The sequence below is a fragment of the Pseudodonghicola flavimaris genome (assembly GCF_030164425.1).
Classification (GTDB): domain Bacteria; phylum Pseudomonadota; class Alphaproteobacteria; order Rhodobacterales; family Rhodobacteraceae; genus Pseudodonghicola; species Pseudodonghicola flavimaris.
The window spans coordinates 465,996-484,238 of record NZ_JASNJD010000001.1 but is presented as its reverse complement, the minus strand read 5'-3'; the positions used below and the strand labels follow the sequence as shown (position 1 = coordinate 484,238).

18 protein-coding genes and 1 CRISPR repeat array are annotated in these 18,243 nt (G+C 67.1%); of the genes, 7 read left to right on the top strand and 11 right to left on the bottom strand.

Annotated features, from left to right (window positions below; all coding sequences use genetic code 11):
• Positions 1-52 precede the first annotated feature (52 nt).
• Positions 53-616, top strand: a complete 564-nt coding sequence (locus tag QO033_RS02290; protein WP_284479298.1) for a TetR/AcrR family transcriptional regulator — start codon at positions 53-55, stop codon at positions 614-616.
• A 48-nt stretch (positions 617-664) separates the two neighbouring features.
• Here QO033_RS02290 and QO033_RS02285 read toward each other — a convergent pair whose 3' ends face one another.
• Together QO033_RS02285 and QO033_RS02280 are read right to left on the bottom strand one after the other, a co-directional pair.
• Entirely contained in the window at positions 665-1,258 is a 594-nt protein-coding gene (locus QO033_RS02285) for a 2-hydroxychromene-2-carboxylate isomerase (protein ID WP_284479297.1), read from the bottom strand.
• Positions 1,259-1,377: 119 nt separating this feature from the next.
• Complete coding sequence (locus QO033_RS02280) at positions 1,378-2,157, bottom strand: phosphodiesterase (RefSeq protein WP_284479296.1); 780 nt, start codon at positions 2,155-2,157, stop codon at positions 1,378-1,380.
• Positions 2,158-2,484: 327 nt separating this feature from the next.
• On the opposite strand from QO033_RS02280, the gene QO033_RS02275 reads away from it, so the two are divergent.
• The 6 genes from QO033_RS02275 to hisN all read left to right on the top strand — a co-directional run bounded on the left by QO033_RS02275 (position 2,485) and on the right by hisN (position 8,308).
• Positions 2,485-3,789, top strand: coding sequence for an ABC transporter substrate-binding protein (locus QO033_RS02275; RefSeq protein WP_284479295.1), 1,305 nt, complete (start codon positions 2,485-2,487; stop codon positions 3,787-3,789).
• Positions 3,790-3,861: 72 nt separating this feature from the next.
• Positions 3,862-4,764 (top strand): carbohydrate ABC transporter permease, encoded by a 903-nt coding sequence (locus QO033_RS02270; RefSeq protein WP_284479294.1) that lies wholly within the window; start codon positions 3,862-3,864, stop codon positions 4,762-4,764.
• Positions 4,764-5,645, top strand: a complete 882-nt coding sequence (locus QO033_RS02265; RefSeq protein ID WP_284479293.1) for a carbohydrate ABC transporter permease — start codon at positions 4,764-4,766, stop codon at positions 5,643-5,645. The genes QO033_RS02270 and QO033_RS02265 overlap by 1 nt, the downstream gene beginning before the upstream one ends.
• 22 nt (positions 5,646-5,667) lie before the next feature.
• Complete coding sequence (locus QO033_RS02260; protein WP_284479292.1) at positions 5,668-6,729, top strand: ABC transporter ATP-binding protein; 1,062 nt, start codon at positions 5,668-5,670, stop codon at positions 6,727-6,729.
• A gap of 11 nt (positions 6,730-6,740) precedes the next feature.
• Positions 6,741-7,526, top strand: coding sequence for a DeoR/GlpR family DNA-binding transcription regulator (locus tag QO033_RS02255; RefSeq protein WP_284479291.1), 786 nt, complete (start codon positions 6,741-6,743; stop codon positions 7,524-7,526).
• Entirely contained in the window at positions 7,523-8,308 is a 786-nt protein-coding gene (hisN, locus tag QO033_RS02250) for a histidinol-phosphatase (RefSeq protein ID WP_284479290.1), read from the top strand. Before QO033_RS02255 ends, hisN begins: the two co-directional genes overlap by 4 nt.
• Before the next feature lie 26 nt (positions 8,309-8,334).
• On the opposite strand, the gene QO033_RS02245 is transcribed toward hisN, so the two are convergent.
• From QO033_RS02245 to cas3, 9 genes are all read right to left on the bottom strand, one after another.
• Entirely contained in the window at positions 8,335-9,018 is a 684-nt protein-coding gene (locus tag QO033_RS02245; RefSeq protein ID WP_284479289.1) for a gamma-glutamylcyclotransferase, read from the bottom strand.
• A gap of 201 nt (positions 9,019-9,219) precedes the next feature.
• Positions 9,220-9,858: direct repeats of the CRISPR family, unit length 29 nt; unit sequence GGGTCTATCCCCGCGTGTGCGGGGGAGCC.
• Positions 9,859-9,922: 64 nt separating this feature from the next.
• Positions 9,923-10,216 carry a type I-E CRISPR-associated endoribonuclease Cas2e gene (gene cas2e, locus QO033_RS02240; RefSeq protein WP_284479288.1) on the bottom strand — a complete coding sequence of 98 codons (294 nt, stop codon included), beginning with the start codon at positions 10,214-10,216 and terminating at the stop codon, positions 9,923-9,925.
• A complete protein-coding gene (cas1e, locus tag QO033_RS02235) occupies positions 10,216-11,091 on the bottom strand; it encodes a type I-E CRISPR-associated endonuclease Cas1e (RefSeq protein ID WP_284479287.1) in 876 nt (291 codons plus the stop codon). Before cas1e ends, cas2e begins: the two co-directional genes overlap by 1 nt.
• A 3-nt stretch (positions 11,092-11,094) precedes the next feature.
• Positions 11,095-11,829, bottom strand: a complete 735-nt coding sequence (locus QO033_RS02230; protein ID WP_284479286.1) for a type I-E CRISPR-associated protein Cas6/Cse3/CasE — start codon at positions 11,827-11,829, stop codon at positions 11,095-11,097.
• Entirely contained in the window at positions 11,826-12,515 is a 690-nt protein-coding gene (cas5e, locus tag QO033_RS02225) for a type I-E CRISPR-associated protein Cas5/CasD (protein WP_284479285.1), read from the bottom strand. The genes QO033_RS02230 and cas5e overlap by 4 nt, the downstream gene beginning before the upstream one ends.
• Entirely contained in the window at positions 12,512-13,651 is a 1,140-nt protein-coding gene (cas7e, locus tag QO033_RS02220; RefSeq protein WP_284479284.1) for a type I-E CRISPR-associated protein Cas7/Cse4/CasC, read from the bottom strand. The genes cas5e and cas7e overlap by 4 nt, the downstream gene beginning before the upstream one ends.
• Entirely contained in the window at positions 13,644-14,183 is a 540-nt protein-coding gene (locus tag QO033_RS02215) for a type I-E CRISPR-associated protein Cse2/CasB (protein WP_284479283.1), read from the bottom strand. The genes cas7e and QO033_RS02215 overlap by 8 nt, the downstream gene beginning before the upstream one ends.
• A complete protein-coding gene (locus tag QO033_RS02210; protein WP_284479282.1) occupies positions 14,176-15,681 on the bottom strand; it encodes a hypothetical protein in 1,506 nt (501 codons plus the stop codon). The genes QO033_RS02215 and QO033_RS02210 overlap by 8 nt, the downstream gene beginning before the upstream one ends.
• Positions 15,681-18,182 (bottom strand): CRISPR-associated helicase Cas3', encoded by a 2,502-nt coding sequence (cas3, locus tag QO033_RS02205; protein ID WP_284479281.1) that lies wholly within the window; start codon positions 18,180-18,182, stop codon positions 15,681-15,683. The genes QO033_RS02210 and cas3 overlap by 1 nt, the downstream gene beginning before the upstream one ends.
• Positions 18,183-18,243: the final 61 nt, after the last annotated feature.

Below are 18,243 nucleotides of genomic sequence, written 5' to 3'. Positions count from 1 at the left end.
AAAGCGCATGACTATAATCCAAACGCGAGAACCGGGAGGGATGAGCATGCGGATGAGCCGGCAGGACGCGGCCCGGAACCGGGACCGCGTCATCACCACAGCAAGCAGGATGTTCCGCGAAGACGGCTATGACGGGGTCGGCATTGCCGCGCTGATGCAGGCGGCCGGGCTGACCAACGGCGCCTTCTACAAGCAGTTCGAGAGCAAGGAGGCGCTGATCGCCGAGGCGACCGCCCATGCGCTGAGCCGCAATGCCGAGGCCTGGAAAGCCGTTCTGGACAGCGCCGGCGGCGATCCGCTGGAGGCCATCGCGCAATGGTATCTGTCGGCGCCGCATGTGCAGCACCGCGGGCTGGGCTGCACCTTCGCGACGCTGGCGGCCGAAGCTCCGCGCCACGACCCGCCGCTGCGCCAGGTCTTCGACACCGGGCTGCGCACCGCCATCCGCCAGATCGTCGCCGCCGGCCAGAACCCCGACGATCCCGACCGCGAGGCGAAGGCGATCCGGTTGCTGAGCCGGCTGGTCGGCGCCCTGACGCTGGCCCGCGCCACCTCGGACCCGGAGCTGGCGGCCCGTATCCTGAGTGCAAACGGCGCCACCGACGCCACCGGCTGAGGCCGACGCCCCGGTGCAGATCGACGGCGGGGCAGCAGGCGAACCGGCTCAGACGCCGCGGCCAGCCCAGGCGATGGCATCCTCCAGCCGGTCATCGCCCCAGAAGATCTCTCCCCCGACCGCAAAGCTCGGCGATCCGAAGACGCCCAGAGCCATCGCCTCCGCCGTGGCATCGGCCAGCGTCGCGACGATCTCCTCCGACCGGGCCACCGCGATCACCCGCGCCGGATCCTGGCCGATCGCGACAAGGCTCTCGCTCAGATTGGGGTCCTCGCCGGCCGGCTCGGCCGCTTCGAACCAGCGCCGGTAGGTCTCACGGGTATAGGCCTCGCCCCAGCCCTCCCGGCCCCCCAGAACCGCTACCTGATTGGCCAGCTCCAGCCCGGCCAGCGGATAGGGCGCCGGAATCTCGGGGGCCAGCCCGTAGCCTTCGGCCCGACGGGCGATATCGCGCCACATGTAGGCGGTCTTCACCGGCTTATCCTTGAAGGGGATGTTGTTCTGGGCGATCATCACGTGACGCACGTTGAACGGTCGCCATCGGAAGTGGGCGCCGGTCTCTGCCGCCACGCCGGGCAATCGCATCACGGTGAGATAGCTGTAGGTGCTGCCGATGGAATACCAGAAATCAATCGCCGTCATATCGGAAATCCGTCTCAAGAGAAAATTGACCGGCGCCGGCGGCCCGCCATGGCGCGCCCCGGCCCGTGGATCACCCTAGCACAGATTGCCGGTCCGGTCGCTCTTGCCGGCGCGGCCGGTCACGCCCCGGTCCCGACCGGAACGATATGGCTGACGATAGGCGTCCCCGGCTGCAGCAGATGCATCATGTATTGCGGCGGCTCATCGGAGAAGGCGAAAGAGGTGCCCTCGCGCAGATCGAAGGCGATCTGATGCGAGGCGGAGGGCGCGACCCGCACCGGTACCCCGCCGCAGGTGCCGAGGATGGCGCGATGCATATGACCGCAGAGGATCGCCTTGACCCGCCCATGCGCCGCCACCAGCCGCGCCAGCTCCTCTCGCCCGCGCAGCAGGCCCATGGAATCCATGTCCTGCATCCCGGTGGTGATTGGCGGGTGATGCATGAAGATCAGCACCTCGCGATCGGCGCAGTGCTGCAGTGTCTCCGACAGCCAGGCCAGACGCTCGGCGCAAAGCTCGCCATGCGGGGCACCCTCCACCAGGGTATCGAGCCCGACGACAGCGATGTCGAACCGGGTATCGCAGAGGCAGAGATGCCCGGCGGGGGTGCGGCCCAGAAACTCCGGCAGGCAGGCCAGCATCGGCGCCCGGGCGTCGTGATTGCCGGGTACCGCCAGCACCGGGCGTCCGAGCCGCCCGAGCCCCGCGGCGACATGACGGTATTCCTCTTCCGTGGCGTCCTCCCCCAGATCGCCTGAGAACAGGATCAGGTCGGGCTGCACCGGCTGCCGGGCCAGACTGTCGATCAGCCGGTCGAAGGCCGCGCCGGTATCGAACCGGCCGGCCAGCCGCTTGCCACCGGCAAGAACGTGGGAATCACTGATTTGAGCGATCAGCATATGTGGCTCTCCTGGATATCTTGCGGGGGCATCCCCCGTTTCCCCGCAGAGTAACGCGGCATTGTCACGAGTTTATGCAAAATTCTCGGGCAAAGACCATATTCCGCCCTGCCAAATGTGTGATTTTACTTTCAATATCCACAATACGCCCAAAGCATACCCACACGACCATCAAGGAGCCGGTCCTCCGCAGTCCCTCGGGTAAAGCTTCATATCACTGTGACTTTTCATCTTTAATTGGTGATTCATGGTCTCACGCCGCAATCCAGGCGCGGCACAGGACACATGACACGCACCTCAAAACCCACACACGGGAGATACAGCCACATGAAATCCACAAAATCCAACATCACACGCCGCCGTCTGCTGGCCTCGGGGCTCGCCGCGCCCTTCGTCAGCATGATGCCGGGTGTGCTGACCCCCGCCCGCGCGAATGAGACGGTGAAGCTGCAGTTCATGTATCCGGTCGGTGTCTCCGGCGACATCAACACCATCATCTCGGGCATGATCGCCGACTTCAACGCCACCCACGACGGCATCGAGGTCGAGGCGATCTATGCCGGCTCCTACGACAACACCGAGCAGAAGGTGATCACCGCGCTCGGCGTGGGCGAGCCGCCGGCGCTGTGGCTGCCGATCAACTCCTCGCTGCAGACCTTCCTCGGGCTCGACGCGCTGGAAGATGTGACCGAACAGGCCAAGTCCGACGACATTTACGACGATTTCATCGGTGGCTTCCTCGATACCGCGGTCTCCGACGGCCGGCTCTACGGTCTGTCCTATCAGCCCTCGACCCCGGTGCTCTATTACAACAAGGACGCCTATGCCCAGGCCGGTATCGACAAGGCGCCGGAAACCTGGGACGAACTGCTGGAAACCGCCAAGGCGCTGACCATCCGCGACGGCGACGAGCTGAAGCGCTGGGGCCTGATCATCGGCGGCGGCTGGCACGACTGGATGTTCGAAGGCTATTGCCGCCAGAACGGCCTGGTGCCGTGGGAAAAGGACAAGGTGCTGTGGGATCGCCCCGAAGCGATCGAGGCGCTGAGCTTCTGGAAAACCATGGTGGACGCGGGCTGCATGGCGCCGGCCTCGACCTGGCAGGGTTCCGCCAACGACTTCATGGCCGGCTCCACCGCGATGCTCTACCACTCGACCGGGTCGCTGACCAACCTGCGCAAGTCCTCTCCCTTCGAGGTCGGCGTCGCCTTCATGCCGAAGAAGAAGCAGTTCGGCGCCTCGCAGGGCGGTGGCCCCATCATGATCGCCAAGAACCAGTCGGACGCCAAGAAAGAGGCCGCCTGGACCTTTGCCCGCTGGATGACCAACACCGAGAACCAGGCCGCCTGGAGCCGCGCCACCGGCTATCTGGCGGTGCGCAAGTCCTCCTGGCAGCAGCCCGAGATGGTCGACTACCTCAAGGAGGTGCCGCAGGCCGAAGTGGCGATGAAGCAGGCCGAATTCTCCGGCGCCTTCCTGCAGGTGCCGGCCTATTCCCGCGCCCGTGACTCGCTGAAAAGCGCCATCGACCGCACCCTGGCCGGCGAGATCGCGCCCGAGGCGGCGCTGACCGACGCCACCGCCGAGGTCAACCGCGAGATCGCCCGCGTTCTGCGCCGTCAGAAGAGCTGATCACCACTGCTTACGGGGGGGACGCGGGCCGGCGCCGGCTCGCGTCCCCTGACGCTTTCACGGGAATTCCTCATGTCGCCAAGTTTCGCCCGCGCGCGCCGCAAAGAGATGCTGCTGGCCTATGCGCTGCTGCTGCCGTCGCTCGTCTTTCTTGCCATCTTCACCTATTGGCCGATCCTGCGATCGGTCTGGTTCAGCCTGCATGACGTGCTGCTGGGCGATCCCGACATCTACTGGCTGGGGGCGGAGAACTATCTACGGCTGCTGGATGACCGGCTGTTCTGGAAAGTGCTGGGCAACACCGCCTTTTATACGCTGACGACGATCCCGCTGTCGATCGCCGTGGCGCTGCTGCTGGCGGTAGCGCTGGACAGCAAGCTGCGCGGCATGGCGATCTATCGCTCGGCCTTCTTCTATCCGGTGATGATCCCCTCGGTCGCTGCCGGCATGGTCTGGGTGTTCCTCTATGCCCCCGGCTACGGCCCGATCAACGAGGCGCTGACCACCCTGGGGCTGCCGCGGCTCGACTGGCTCTATGACAGCCAATGGGCGCTGCCCGCCATCGTCATCATGAGCATCTGGAAATACTCCGGCTACTTCATGCTGATCCTGCTGGCGGCGCTGAAGCTGGTGCCCTCCGATCTCTATGAGGCCGCCCGGCTCGATGGCGTCAGCGGCTGGCACCGGCTGCTGCACATCACCATTCCGCTGGTCTCCCCCACGCTCTATTTCGTCATCATCATCGGCACGCTGCACAGCTACCAGATCTTCGACTACGTCTACGTGATGACCCAGGGCGGCCCCGCCGACAGCACCAATGTGCTGACCTTCTACATCTATCAGAACGGCTTTCAGTATCAGGACATCGGCTATGCCTCGGCGCTGGCCAATGCGCTGCTGGTCTTCGTCCTCGGCCTGATCGGCCTGGTGGCGCTGACGCTGGGCCGCAAGGTCCATTACCTGGGAGAACGCTGATGACCGACGTGATCCAAACCGCCGCGATGCCGGACACCGCCACCGCCCGCCGCCCGCGCTGGAGAAAACAGCTGCGCGAAAACGGCCTGCATCTGATCATGCTGCCGCTGGCGCTGCTCTGGCTCAGCCCGCTGATCTGGATCCTGATCACCTCGCTCAAGACCAATGCCGAGGTGTTCGACCAGGCCGCCGGATTCTGGCCGGACAAGCTCAATTTCTCCAACTATCCCAGCACCCTGTCGGTGGCGCCCTTCGGGACCTATCTGATCAACTCGGTCATCGTCACCACCACCATCCTCGCCGGTCAGTTGATCACCATCACCCTGGCCGCCTATGCCTTTGCGCGGCTGACGTTTCCGGGCAAGAACCTGCTCTTCACCCTGTTCCTGCTGCAGGTGATGTTCCCGATCTACGCGATCTTCCTCACCAACTTCGTCACCCTGCGCGAGATGGGGCTGATCAACACCATCCCGGCGATGATCGTGCCCTTCGTCGCCTCCGGCTACGGCACCTTCATGCTGCGGCAGAGCTTCCGCCAGGTGCCGTCCGAGCTGTCCGACGCCGCGCGGCTCGACGGCTGCGGCCATATGTCGATCCTGTGGCACGTCTATCTGCCGCTGGTGAAGCCGACGCTGATCGCCTTCGGCATCATCTCGGTGGTGACCCACTGGAACGATTACATGTGGCCGCTGCTGGTGACCAACTCGGAAAGCATCCGCACCCTGCCGATCGGGCTCGGGCTATTGGCCAAGGCCGACAGCGGCGCCGACTGGCCGCGGCTGATGGCAGGCACCACCATCGTCGTCTCGCCGCTGCTGCTGCTCTTCGTGATCTTCCAGCGCCGTTTCATCGACAGTTTCATGCACACCGGCGTCAAGTGACGCCACAGACCGGAGACCCAGAATGGCGACCGTCCAACTCAGAAAAGTCAGCAAATCCTACGGCGACCGCAAGACCGTGCATGACATCGACCTAACCATCGAGGACCGCGAGTTCATGGTGATGGTGGGCCCCTCGGGCTGCGGCAAGTCCACGACGCTGCGGATGATCGCGGGGCTGGAGGAGATCACCTCGGGCCAGCTGCTGATCGATGGCCAGGACGTCACCGACGCCCAGCCGCAGAAGCGCGATATCGCGATGGTGTTCCAGTCATATGCGCTCTACCCGCATATGACCGCCTACAAGAACATGGCTTTCGGCCTGATGAAGACGACGAAACTGTCGAAGGCCGAGATTGACGCCCGCATCCGCGAGGCGGCGGAGATCCTGCATATCACCGACCTGCTCGACCGGCGGCCGAAGGAGCTGTCGGGCGGCGAACGCCAGCGCGTTGCCATCGGCCGCGCCCTGGTGCGCCAGCCCAAGGTGTTCCTGTTCGACGAACCGCTGTCGAACCTCGACGCCAAGCTGCGCAACCGGATGCGGGCGGAGCTGAAGCGGCTGCACAGCGAACTGGGGCTGACGGTGATCTATGTCACCCATGACCAGATCGAGGCGATGACGCTCGGCACCCGCGTGGCGATGATGTCCAAGGGCCATCTGCAACAGGTCGGCGCGCCGATGGACATCTACATGAAACCGTCGAACACCTTCGTCGCCACCTTCATTGGCACGCCGGAAATGGCGCTGATCCCCTGCCGGACGGAGAAGGGCGCGGTGGGTCACGCCAGCTTTACCGGCACCCTCGCCCTGCCCGGCAGCCTGCCCCGCGACGTGCTGATCGGCCTGCGCCCGGAGGAGGTGACGCTGTCCTCCGCCGGCATGGCCCGCGGCCGGGTGGCCCGGACCGAGCTGATCGGCGCCGAGGCGCTGGTGGAGGTCGTGCTGGGTGACGACCGCATGGTGGTGAAAAGCCCGGTTCTGGGCGCGCCGGAGGCCGGTGACGAGGTCGGGCTCGACTTCGATCTGGACCGCCTCCGAGTCTTCGATTCCGCCTCCGGGCGCGCTATCGTGGCGCGAGCCTGACGGGAGGGGACATGGCACGCAGTCACAGACAGGATCAGATCCTCGCGCTGCTCAAGGCGCGGGGCAAGGCGGCAATCACCTTTCTGGCGGAGGAGTTCGACGTCTCGGACGAGACCATCCGGCGCGATCTGAAGAGCCTGTCAGGCGACGGGCTGGTGGAGAAATTCCATGGCGGCGTCCGGCTGTCGATGCCACGCTCCGAACCCCCCTTCGAACGCCGGCTGTCGGAGAACGCCGCCGCCAAGGCCGCCATCGCGGCGCGGACCGCCAGCCATATCCGCGAGGGAGCGACGCTGCTGCTGGACAATTCCACCACCGCCTGTTTCCTCGCCCGCGAGCTGACCCGGCGCGAACCGATGACGATCCTGACCATCTCGCTGGAAATCGCGCAGATCCTGAATGCCGGCGGCGGCCAGCACCGGGTGATCCTGCCCGGCGGCGAGCTGCGCAAGGCCGACCGCACCCTGACCGGCGCCGGCACGATCAGCTATCTCTCCGGCTTCTCGCCCAGCTATTTCGTGATGTCGGTGGTCGCCGGATCGGCCCGGGGCTGTCAGGATTTCGACCTGTTCGAAGTCGAGTTCAAACGCGCCATGATCGCGCGCGCCGATGAGACCATCCTGATGATGGATCACGGCAAATTCAGCAAATCCGGCCTGATCCATGTCTGCGACTGGTCCGATGTCGACGTTCTGGTCACCGACGGCGCACCGCCGGAAATCGCCGAGCAGATCGACCATGGACATCTGCTGCTGACCGGCGATCCCGCCGAGCCCCTGGCCGGAGACCGGACATGAACGCGCCCGCCACCCCCGAAGCCTTCGAAGCGATCGCCCTGAGACTGGTCGAAGCCGCGCGGCCGCTGGCCCGCGCCCATTTCCGCGCCCCCCTGACGGTGGAGCGCAAGGCGGATCACAGCCCCGTCACCGAGGCCGACCGCGCCATCGAAAAGGGCATGAAGGCGGTGCTGGAAACCGCCTGCCCCGGTCACGGCATCCTGGGTGAGGAATTCGGCCTCAGCGGTCAGGACGCCCGCCATATCTGGGTGCTGGACCCGATCGACGGCACCAAGAGCTTCATCTCCGGGGTGCCGCTGTTCGGCACGCTGGTGGCGCTGCTGGAGGATGGCGCCCCGATCCTCGGGGTGATCGACATGCCGCTGCTGCAGGAAACCTGGATCGGCCGCGCCGGCGCCGCCACCCGGCTGAACGGAGAGACCTGCCACAGCGCCCGCCGCACCCGGCTGGAGGAGGCGATCCTGTTCGCCACCTCGCCCGATCAGTTCACGCCGCAGGAATTCGCCTGTTTCGAGGCACTCAGCCAGGCCTGCGCCGCGCGGCGCTTCGGCGGCGACTGCTACAGCTACGGGCTGCTGGCCTCGGGCCATGTCGACCTGATCCTGGAGGCCGAGCTGCAGCCCTACGACTACATGGCGCTGGTGCCCGTGGTCACCGGAGCCGGCGGGGTGATCACCGACTGGTCCGGGGCGCCGCTGACGCTCGCCTCCTCAGGTCAGGTGCTGGCCGCCGCGACGCCGGAGCTGCATCGCGCCGCGCTCGACCGTCTCGCCCGGGTCTGAGACCGCCGGCACCGGCACCGGCGGGGTCACCCTCCGTCAGACGGCGGCAACTGGGCCAGGCGGGCGGCGACCAGCGCCTGCAGATGCCACAGATGCGCGTCATGAACCCCGGCGCGGTCCAGTTCGGTCACGGTGTTGAGCAGATACTCCGCCATGGTGCCGACATGGCCGACCGCCGAGGCGAGTATATCCGCCAGCGCCTCCGGTTCCGGCTCCGGCACATAGAGCGGCCAGGACCGCTCGATGGCGAAAACGATGGCGCGCACCGGCCCGTCCACCGTCTCCGCCTCGACCCAGACCGGCGGCAGCGGCGGCTCCGTCTCCAGCAGCGCGACCAGCGCGGCGGAGAGATCGTCGGGTGCCATCCGCAACACCATGCCGGTACAGGCGCCGCCGCGATCCAGCGACATCATCAGCCCCGGCGCCGAAGGGCTGCCGCGAAACCGCTGATCGCTGATGCAAAAGGACCGCTGCCACCCCCGCACATGGGCGGCGCGGCGTTCGGCGACCTCGAACCGCGGGTTCCAGATCAGCGATCCGGCGGCGAAGATCCACAGCGGACCGGACCCGTCGCTCTGTGCCAGGATCGCCTCGGCCATGCGCTCGTGATAACCGGGCTCGGGCTGATGCAGCTTCACCGGACCGCGTTCGTCGGTGCGCGGCGGCAGCCGGTCGACCAGCGCACGGGTCAGGCACAGCGGATCGGTCATGACGGGGCACTCCTTGCAGGGCGGCGGACCCTTCGCCCGCCGCGCCGGACCCTATCACGAAACCGGACCGCCGGCCCATGGTTTATGCCCACCCCCGGTCATCTGGCGCACCAGTTTCAACCGGCGCAGAGCGTGCGGCATCCCCAGCCCCTCCGGCGGCAGCCCAGCACAGCAGCAGCCCCCGACCGTTGACTGCATTCAGCCCTTATCCCCGCGTGTGCGGGGGAGCCGGCGTTGAGGCCATCACGGCCCGGCGTCTTCAAGGTCTATCCCCGCGTGTGCGGGGGAGCCAGGGCGAGGTCTTCGATCGGGCTCAGGCCAATGGGTCTATCCCCGCGTGTGCGGGGGAGCCCGCGGCAGCCTGTTGAAGGCGCCCATATCGTCGGGTCTATCCCCGCGTGTGCGGGGGAGCCGCAAACGGAACCTACGGAAACAGCAACAGTAAGGGTCTATCCCCGCGTGTGCGGGGGAGCCGCCCGTCCTGTTGCCGCAGGGCGGGCTTTTTCGGGTCTATCCCCGCGTGTGCGGGGGAGCCATATCGCATCGACACGCAGATCCATGATCAAGAGGTCTATCCCCGCGTGTGCGGGGGAGCCCACACCACCACCCACGGCAACAGCGCCGGGGCGGGTCTATCCCCGCGTGTGCGGGGGAGCCTCTCGCCGACGTCCATCGTGGGCAGCATTGGCGGGTCTATCCCCGCGTGTGCGGGGGAGCCCTTGGCGACCTGAACCTGATCCTTCTCCGGGAGGGTCTATCCCCGCGTGTGCGGGGGAGCCACCCGCTGCCGGAAAGCAGCGTGACGCAGATCGGGTCTATCCCCGCGTGTGCGGGGGAGCCTCTTGGGCCTAGCGCATTGATCTTATTCAATTGTCAAAGAACGTCGAGGCGAAAGAATCCCCTTTTATTCCCGTTTAACGAGCAAAACCCCATCCGCGTCAACAATCGTTTTCGGGGGATCTCCCAGGGTTTCGATCCTGAGGTGCCCGGTTGCCGAGGGGTCGCGCCACACCAGGACCAGCGAGCCGCGCCCCAAAGTCTGCCACCACGTGCCCAACACCGTCCAGACCCGGCGCCTGACCCCGGCGGACATGTCCGGGGCGACATAGACGCCGGCCGAGATCTCCAGCATCACCGAGGTCAGAAAGCCGCGATAGCGGGCCTCGACATCGCGGGTGACGATCATCGTCAGCGGCATCAGTCTCGCCCCTCGATCAGCGCTTTGATCCGCTCGATCATCGACGGGATCACCTGCTCCTGCGACAGCGCCCGGCCGGTCAGCTGCCGCGTCAGCCGCTCGATATTCTCGACAGGATGTTCGATCGCCCGGCGCGCCGCCCTGAAGGCACAGGGGATGGTGATGCTGTCGCGGAAGAGATCGGCGATATCGAGAACGAAGGACTGCCCCGGATCCTCGTGAATGAAGCCGAGCTGCGGGATCGTCGCGGTGGCGGTCACGGCGATGGCGGCGGCGGCCTCCACCGCGCTGGCGGCATGGTTCAGCGCCTGGTTAGGCAGATCGGCGGCCATCGGGGCGCCGCGATCGTAATGCCGGCCGCGCCAGTCGATGCCGATCCGCCCGGCCCAGAGCGCATAGGTCTCCTTCATCCGGGCCCCCTCGATCCCGCGCAGCACGTCCAGATCGCGGTGCGGCAAGACCTCCCCCAGGCGCAGGGCGTACATGCGCCGGGCGGTCATCAGCCGCAGTTCCTCATCCGCCCAGAGCCGTGCCTGCACCCGGGCGAGGCCCGATCGATCCGGCATCTGCGGCGGTGCTGTATACATGCGCACCCCATCTTCGCCCACTGCCGCCAGCGCGGTACCGGCATGGGCCAGAAGCCGCAGCGCATCGTGGCTGACGGTCGATCCCGGCCCCAGCAGGATGATCGAGACCGCCTGCAGGGGAATGGCATAGTCCCCCGGGCTCAGCGCGTCGGCCGCCGTCGCCGTGCCCTGCCGAAAGGCCAGCGTCCCGTCCCGCGCGGACAGCGCCCCGCGCGCCAGATAGAGACAGCCGGCGCGATCCGTGTGCGGGACCCTGGCGCTGTCGAGACCGAGCCGCCCCTTCAGCATGGCTCAGTTCCGCCGCTGCGGCGGCCGCAGCAGCAACATGCCGTAGCCATAGGCGCGGTGCCGCCCGACCCCGCGCGCCAGCAGGTCGGCGAAGCCGGCCGGATCGGCGATACGCAGCGTACCATGCACGGTGATTTCCGGCCCCTCGACCCGCTTGCCGCCGCGTCGGCTGCGTAACCGGCGGAAGGACGCCATCCGGCTGGTCTCAGGCTCCAGCTCCGCGACCCCCGCCAGGCGCGCCGACAGCCAGTCAAGATAGACCGTCTCACGCGGGCGGGCCGTCCCCAGACGCAGGGTCTCGGCGAGAAAGGCATCGAGTTCGGCACCCTTGGCGAAGCCGGCCCCCTCCCCCCCGATCGCCGAAGCCAGACGCACCACGGGACGCAACCGCACGTCGAACCCCAGCCGCATCCCTTCGGACCAGGTCGCGGCAGGGCGCGGCACGGATCGCAGACGGTCGAGCCGGATCACCCCGGCCTCGGACGGGCCGATCACCGGAGCGGCGGCGCTGCGCAGACCATCGGCGCCCCGGTCGGCATAGCCGTAGAGTGTGCCGCTGCGGGCCCGCGGTGCCACCATCAGCCGAAAGGGCTGCAGCACGGCGGGGCCGAAGACCTCCCCCAGCAGGTGATGCAGCGCCAGCCCCTCGTCGAACCCCTGCCGCCCGATGCCCCGCGCGCCGGCCCAGCGGTTGAGCGCGGCCAGATCCAAAGGGAGTTCGATCAGATGCAGGCTCATGCCAGCTCCCCCTCATAGACGATGCGACTGCCCCCATGCAGACCGCTCTGCCAGTTGCGCAGGTCGGCCAGGTCATAGCGCAGCGCGCCGGGATACGCCCCTCCCTCATCCGGCCAGAGCGCACGGCCCCGGATTCCCAGGGCGGCAAGGGCGTCATGCACGCTGACGCCGCCGACCCAGCCGACGAAGAGGCGAGAGGTCGGCAGGCAGGGCTTGCGTCCGATGAAAAGCGGCCGCGCCGGGCGGTCGAGAGCCGCCGCCAGTTCCTCCAGCCCCGGCCCGTTGCCGTCGCTCAGGCGCAGCACCACCCGGGTTTCGTGATCGGCCAGATAGTCGCGGCGACGCCGGTGGGGGCTGTCATAGGTCGCGCCCGCGCGTCCCTCCGGTTGCCCCCAGGTGGTCCAGCCGCGATCGGATTTTTCCAGCTTGGCATTTTGGGTGTCGGTCACCACCAATGGCACCGTCTCCCCCTTCGGCAGCACCGACAATGCGCCGAAGACCAACCTGTCCTGCAACGCCTGATGCTTTGCGCGATCCTGCCGCCGCCAACCCAGCGCATTGGCGAAAAGCCCGGTGAGCGCAGAGGCCGACGGATACTCCCGCGTCGGCCCGACATGATCGATCGCCACGCCGCCGAAGGCCATCAGCGGCGCGGCGAGCCGCAGGTGCAGCCAACGGTGGGTCATGCCGCAGGAACCACGGCCATTTGCCCCGGCAGCCCCTTGGCGAAGCCTGCCAGATCGGCCAGGGATCCGCGCTCTGCCGCCGGAATATCGGCATTGGCCAACGACATCACCCGCCGCGCCTCTCCGGTCGCATAGGCGGCATCGAGCGCGGCAAGATGGGTGGAGAGCGCCGCCACCGCCTGGCCGGTCTCGGGCGCGGTCGGAACGCGGAACGCCTCGGCCAGCGAGCGCGGCTGGCGGTCGCCCGCCTCCAGCAGCAGCATCGAGGCGCGGCTGTAGGGCGCGGTGGACCCCAGCTTGGCGCCGGGCGAGACCTCGGCGATCAGATAGATCAGATTGTGCAGCACCTCGCCCGCCAATTCCGCATCGCCGCCGAGGTTGGACAAAAGCCCCGGCAGATCGACGACGACATATCCATAGAACAGCCCGGAGGTCAGCTCGGTCTCCTGAATGGTATCGGCACCGGTGTCCTCCTCGCGCGCCAGATCATCGGCTGCGATGAAATAATCGCTCTCTGCCTCCTCGGCATGAACGGTGAAGGCATGGGCGACATGGACAGCGGCGTCGATATTGGCCCGCGGGTCGGAGGTGACCATCCGGCCGAACAGCGCCCCCGTCAGGCCGCCGGGAAGTTTTGCCCCCTCGCTCAGCGCCTTGAGGTTACCCTTGTGTTCCTTGAGCCAGGCCGCGGCGAGGTCCTTTGCCGCTTTTTTGTCGCCGGCGGCCCCGGCCACCAGTGTCTTGGCGGCTTCGGTCAGATAGGCGATCTCGACCGCGCCCAGCAGCAGGGTCTGGCGGGATTTCTTGTCGCCGCCCTTGTCCCCGTAGACCACCTTCAGCAGAGCCTCCTTCACCTCCATGGCGATTTCCTCGTCGACGCCCTCGGCCCAATCGCCGAACACCTTGTGATCGACGATCTCGCGCGAACGCCAGGCCGCGTCGGCACCGTCGATATTGGCCAGCGCATGGGGATCCTCGGCCAGCCGCCAGTGACGTTTCAGACATTGCGAGCTGACCCTTGTCCGCAGGCTGCCGCCATAGGGCAACCGTTTGGCCAGCCCGGCATCGTCCCGGTTCAACAGCGCCGCGGTATAGGGAGCGAGGAAATGGATTTGCAGGAAACGGGGATCAGACATCGGATTTTTCCTCCTGAGGGATATCTTGGCGGCGGTCGAGCCGGGCGTAATAGGCCCGCGCGATGGCGCGCCCGTCTTCGTTCAGAACGGCCCAGGCAAGGCTGGGCACATCGAGTTTCGGGTGGTTGCGCGCCAGCGCGCGAACGGCGCGCTCCAGCGCCTCGAGCCGGGCCGGACCACGGGAAGCCAGCAGCCGCGCCAGGCGTTGCTCAGACAGAACTGGCTGGGTCAAATGCGCCCGGGCGTCGCCGCCGTCGGCCAGCACCGCACCAAAGGGGCGGCCATCGTCATGCAGACTTTGGCTCGCGCTGGCCGGCGTCAGCAGCGCCAGCATCTTGGTGATGCGGCGCCATTTCTCCTCCTCTTGCGCTGCGATGTCATAGCGCGCCACGATGCGCCAGAACAGCGGCGCAGCGCCGGCATCCATCCGTCGGGCCGCAGCCCGTTCACCGGCATCGGCCCGCAGCAGTTCCGCCGCAATTCCCAGGGCGCGCCGGCCCACTTCTGTTCCGTCTGTGCGCGGATCAGACATGTTCCGCCTCCCTTTCGCCCATCTCTCTGAATATCCGCGCCAGCCCGGCCTCCAGCGCCTGTCGCCCGCGCACCTCGGCCCGGGGCCGCATGATCCCAGTACAGGGAATACCCGGCGCGGCGCGGAGGAATTCGGCGCGGGCGGCCCTGGACAGATGCCGTGCAAAATCCAGCTGCGCGGCAACGATGCCTGCCTTGCCGCTGGCCTCCAGCTTGGCCCAGAGCGCGGGGAAAAAAGCCGCATCTGCCACCCGCTGCAACATCGCCCGCGCCGGCTGGCTGCGCGCATATTGCGCCCGTCCGAGCTTGTCACGATCCCCCTCCGCCGCGATCAGGGCCAGCCCGTTGCGCAACGCCTTGTCGACGTCTGAGATCAGCGCAACCTGACCGCGTGCCAGATCCACCGCTCGGGTGGTGAACATCTGTCTCACCGCCGCTTTCGGCACCGGGATCACCCGGGATTTGAAGCCATCGGTCTTCGAGTTGCCGCGGGCAAAGGCCTCGGCGATCAGCAGCATCGGGTCCGTCACTTCCTCCGGTGCGGCTTTCGCCAGGACCGGCATCTCCCAATCCCCCCCGTACAGCAGGGATTCGAGCAGATCGTAGCTCCAGTTCCGTTCTCCCAGCGTCAGCGTCTTGGTCTCGCCCAGATGAACCGGCGCCCAGGGATCGCCGGTGACGCCCCTGGCCTCCTTGGCTTCGATCCGCGCCGCCTTGGAGGTCGCCCGTATCGCCGCCAGCCCCTGCGGCGCCTCGATCAGCCGGACCCGGCGGCACACTTCGATAAACAGCGGATCGAGCCGGTCAAGCGACAGCGCCTGTTTCTCCGGCCAGGGCAGACACCAAAGGAGCGCCGCGCCGCCGTTCCCCTGCCGCCCGGCCAGCAACCGCGTCACGTCACGCCGCCACCAGGCCGAGGGGTCGACCACCCGGCCGCCCTGCGCCGCGGGCGCCAATGCGATCATCGCCCGGGATGACGAGCCGCCATTCATCCGCGCGATGCCGTAGTTACCGGCCCCGCCGAAGCCCTCCATCGTCTGCAGGCTGACGAGGGCGAAGATCCAATCTTGTGGCGTCGCCTGGTGGGCGATCTCACGCTTCAGATCATGGTTGCGCGAGGTGATCACCATATCCAGCAGATCCGGCGTTTCCACCCTGCTCCATTTCACCCCGCCGGGATCGGGCGGCTGCAGGAAGGCGGGGGTGCCGGCGTCCTCGACCACCAGATGCCAGGGAGCATCCTCGGGGAAATCCGGGGTCAGACGACGCAGAGCGGCGCGCCAGTCGTCCTCGGTCTCCGGGATCTCTGCCAGATCGGCGGCAGACAGCGCCAACACCCCGAGCTGAGCCAGAAACATGTGCCACGCCGGGCGCTGATGCGGCCTGAGCGCAGGGAAAGAGGCAACCTCCCCCCGCGCCAGCGCCGCCATCAGCCCCGGCAGGCTGTGCCCGCCGCGATCGGTCTCGATCAGCGGATCGGTCAACACGTTGTATCGCATCACTCCTCCTCCCGCCGCAGGCCGGCGGCATCGTAGAAAAACACCCTGTCACCGACCCGCAGGGTCAACCCCTCGGCGCCGGCATCCACCTGGACCTCTTCCTCTCCTGTCAGCCCGTGCGACCACTGCACCGGCAGGGCCAAGGTTCTGATCGGCGCCCCGAAGGGCCCGAGAGTGCCCTCGGGCAAGGTCAGGACAACACCGAATTCCCCCAGCCGGGTGCGGATCACCTCATCCTCCGGGAACCGGTCAGGGAACGGCGCTGAACGGTCCAGAAGCACCAGCCGCGCCCCCTGCGTTTCTGCAATCGCCTTGCCGCCGACCCGCTGGCGATAGCCCCGCCAGCCCCGCGCCTCGGCGATCAGGTCCAGTGCCTCGGGATGGGTCGCCGCCTCGACCAGCGCCCGGTTCATCGCCGGGATAGACCAGACCGGTTCCGCGACGATCCTCTCCAGCGTCGCGGCCAGCGCAGGCACGTCCAGATAGACGCCGGACAGCGAGGCGGTGCGGCCATAGTTCCCCAGCCCGTTCTCCGCCGTCCGGGTCAGCGGATCGAGGCCTTCGGGCGGGCAGAGAACGACCGACTGCGCCTCTCCATATCCCGCCGGCCGGGCGCGGGTGTGGCGGTGCAGCCGACCGATCCGCTGCAACAGAACATCCATCGGGCAGAGATCGGTGATCAGGTAATCGGCGTCGATATCCAGAGATTGCTCCAGCGTCTGGGTGCCGATCACGAGACAGCCGCCGCCGGTCCCGCCCAGCACCTGTTCGACACGCGCATCGAGGCGCGCGCGATCCTCGGCGGCGAACCGGCTGTGGTGCAGTGTCGCCACCCCGTTGACCGAGAAAACCAGATCAGGCGCCACGGCACGACAGTTGGCAAATGTTTCCTGCGCGCGGGCGACCGTGTTTCGGATCACCAGCACCCGCGCCCCTTCCCGTGCCGCCGCCACGGCCAGACCCGCGGCATCTTCACCGCGCCACCCCTCGTGCAGGGTCAAGCGCACGTCCTTGCCGCGGCTGGCCGCCCCGGTCACGGGAAAACAGCCCGTCCCGGTCCAGACCGCCGGATAGGGCGCGGCCTGCGCCCCGGGCAGATCGGGCAGCGCCTCTCCGCGCCAGGCGGACCGCGCCACCGCACCGAGCGTCGCCGACATCAGCATCGCATGGCCGCCAAGCCGCAGATGAGAGTCGACCAGGGATCGCTGGATTTCCGTCATCCAGGCATCGGAGGCGTGCACCTCGTCAATCACCAGCAGCGACCGGGACAGCGCGCTGCCGCGCAGATGCGCGTGTTTGACCTTCAGACCTCCCAACATCACCTGATCGACGGTTCCCACCGCGATCTGCGCTGCGAGGAAGCGGGTGGCATGTTCCGCCGCCCAGCGGCGGGGCGGCTCAGTGGTGGTATCGTCCCAGCGCATACGGAAATCCGGCAGCCGGACACCATGCGCCTCGCCCGCCAGCGCCTGCCCGGGAATCGCAAGGATCACCTCCGGCGCCGAGGCCCCGAACATCCGGCGCATCGCCTGTTGCACCCGCACCTGCAGCTGTCGCGCCGCCGCCCGGGTTGGCACCGCAAAATAGAGCGCATCAACCAGACCGGCCTGATAGAGCCGGGCGAACCGCCAAAGCGCGGCTTCGGTCTTGCCGGCGCCGGTTTCTGCCTCCAGGATCACCAGAGGGTCGGCCAGCGGCACATCCGCGACCACCTGCTGCGCCGGACGCGGCTGCGGATGGTCCGATAACAGCGCCCAATCTGGCGCCCCCGCGAGAGAGACACCGGAACGGTCCAGGCCGATCTCGCGAAGCCGTCGGCGGGCGTTTTGACGGGCCTGCTGCCAATAGGTTTCCTGGAATTCCCCGACAAAAGGAAACGCCCGGCGATCGGACCCGATCCAATCGGACAACGCGAGAAGCCCTGCGAAGAAATGGGAAAACTCAGGAGAAAGCCGTGGCGGACAAGCGCTGCGGATTTCGGGAAACCAATTCACGAGCGCATTTCCCATGACAGTTTCCTGCGCAGCCGGATCGTATCCCTGTCGCGGTAGAAAGGCGTCCTGCCCCCAGGTCAGGTCGGGAACGGGCACCGGACGGCCATGATGGGCAAACAGGACCTGAAACCAGCCCTGAATCTGATCCCATCTTCCGATCAGCGGTGCATTCCCCGCCAATGCGCTCTCGGCCTCCCCCTGTGCCAGCCATGCCCAGCCGCACTGCACATGTCCACGCGGCGTGATCCCGGCCCCCTCCGGCCAGGCCTTGGCCTGAAAGCCGGTGGCAAGCTTCCCGATATCATGCAGAAAAGCCAACGCAGCCAGACAGGTGACTTGCCCGGGCGTGATGGGATGGCCTGCGGCTGCGTCCGCCCGGGCACGAAAAACCGGGAGATCAAGCAGCTCCATCACCACCGCGGAGACATCTGCACTGTGATGCGCCAGATGATGCCATGCGCCCGTTTCAGGATCGGCTTTCCCCCAAGCCGCTGAAAAAGATGTCATGCGCCCGCTCTAAAAGGAATCCCGTTCTCAGGAAAGCCGTTTACGGCAAGGTGGGCAATAG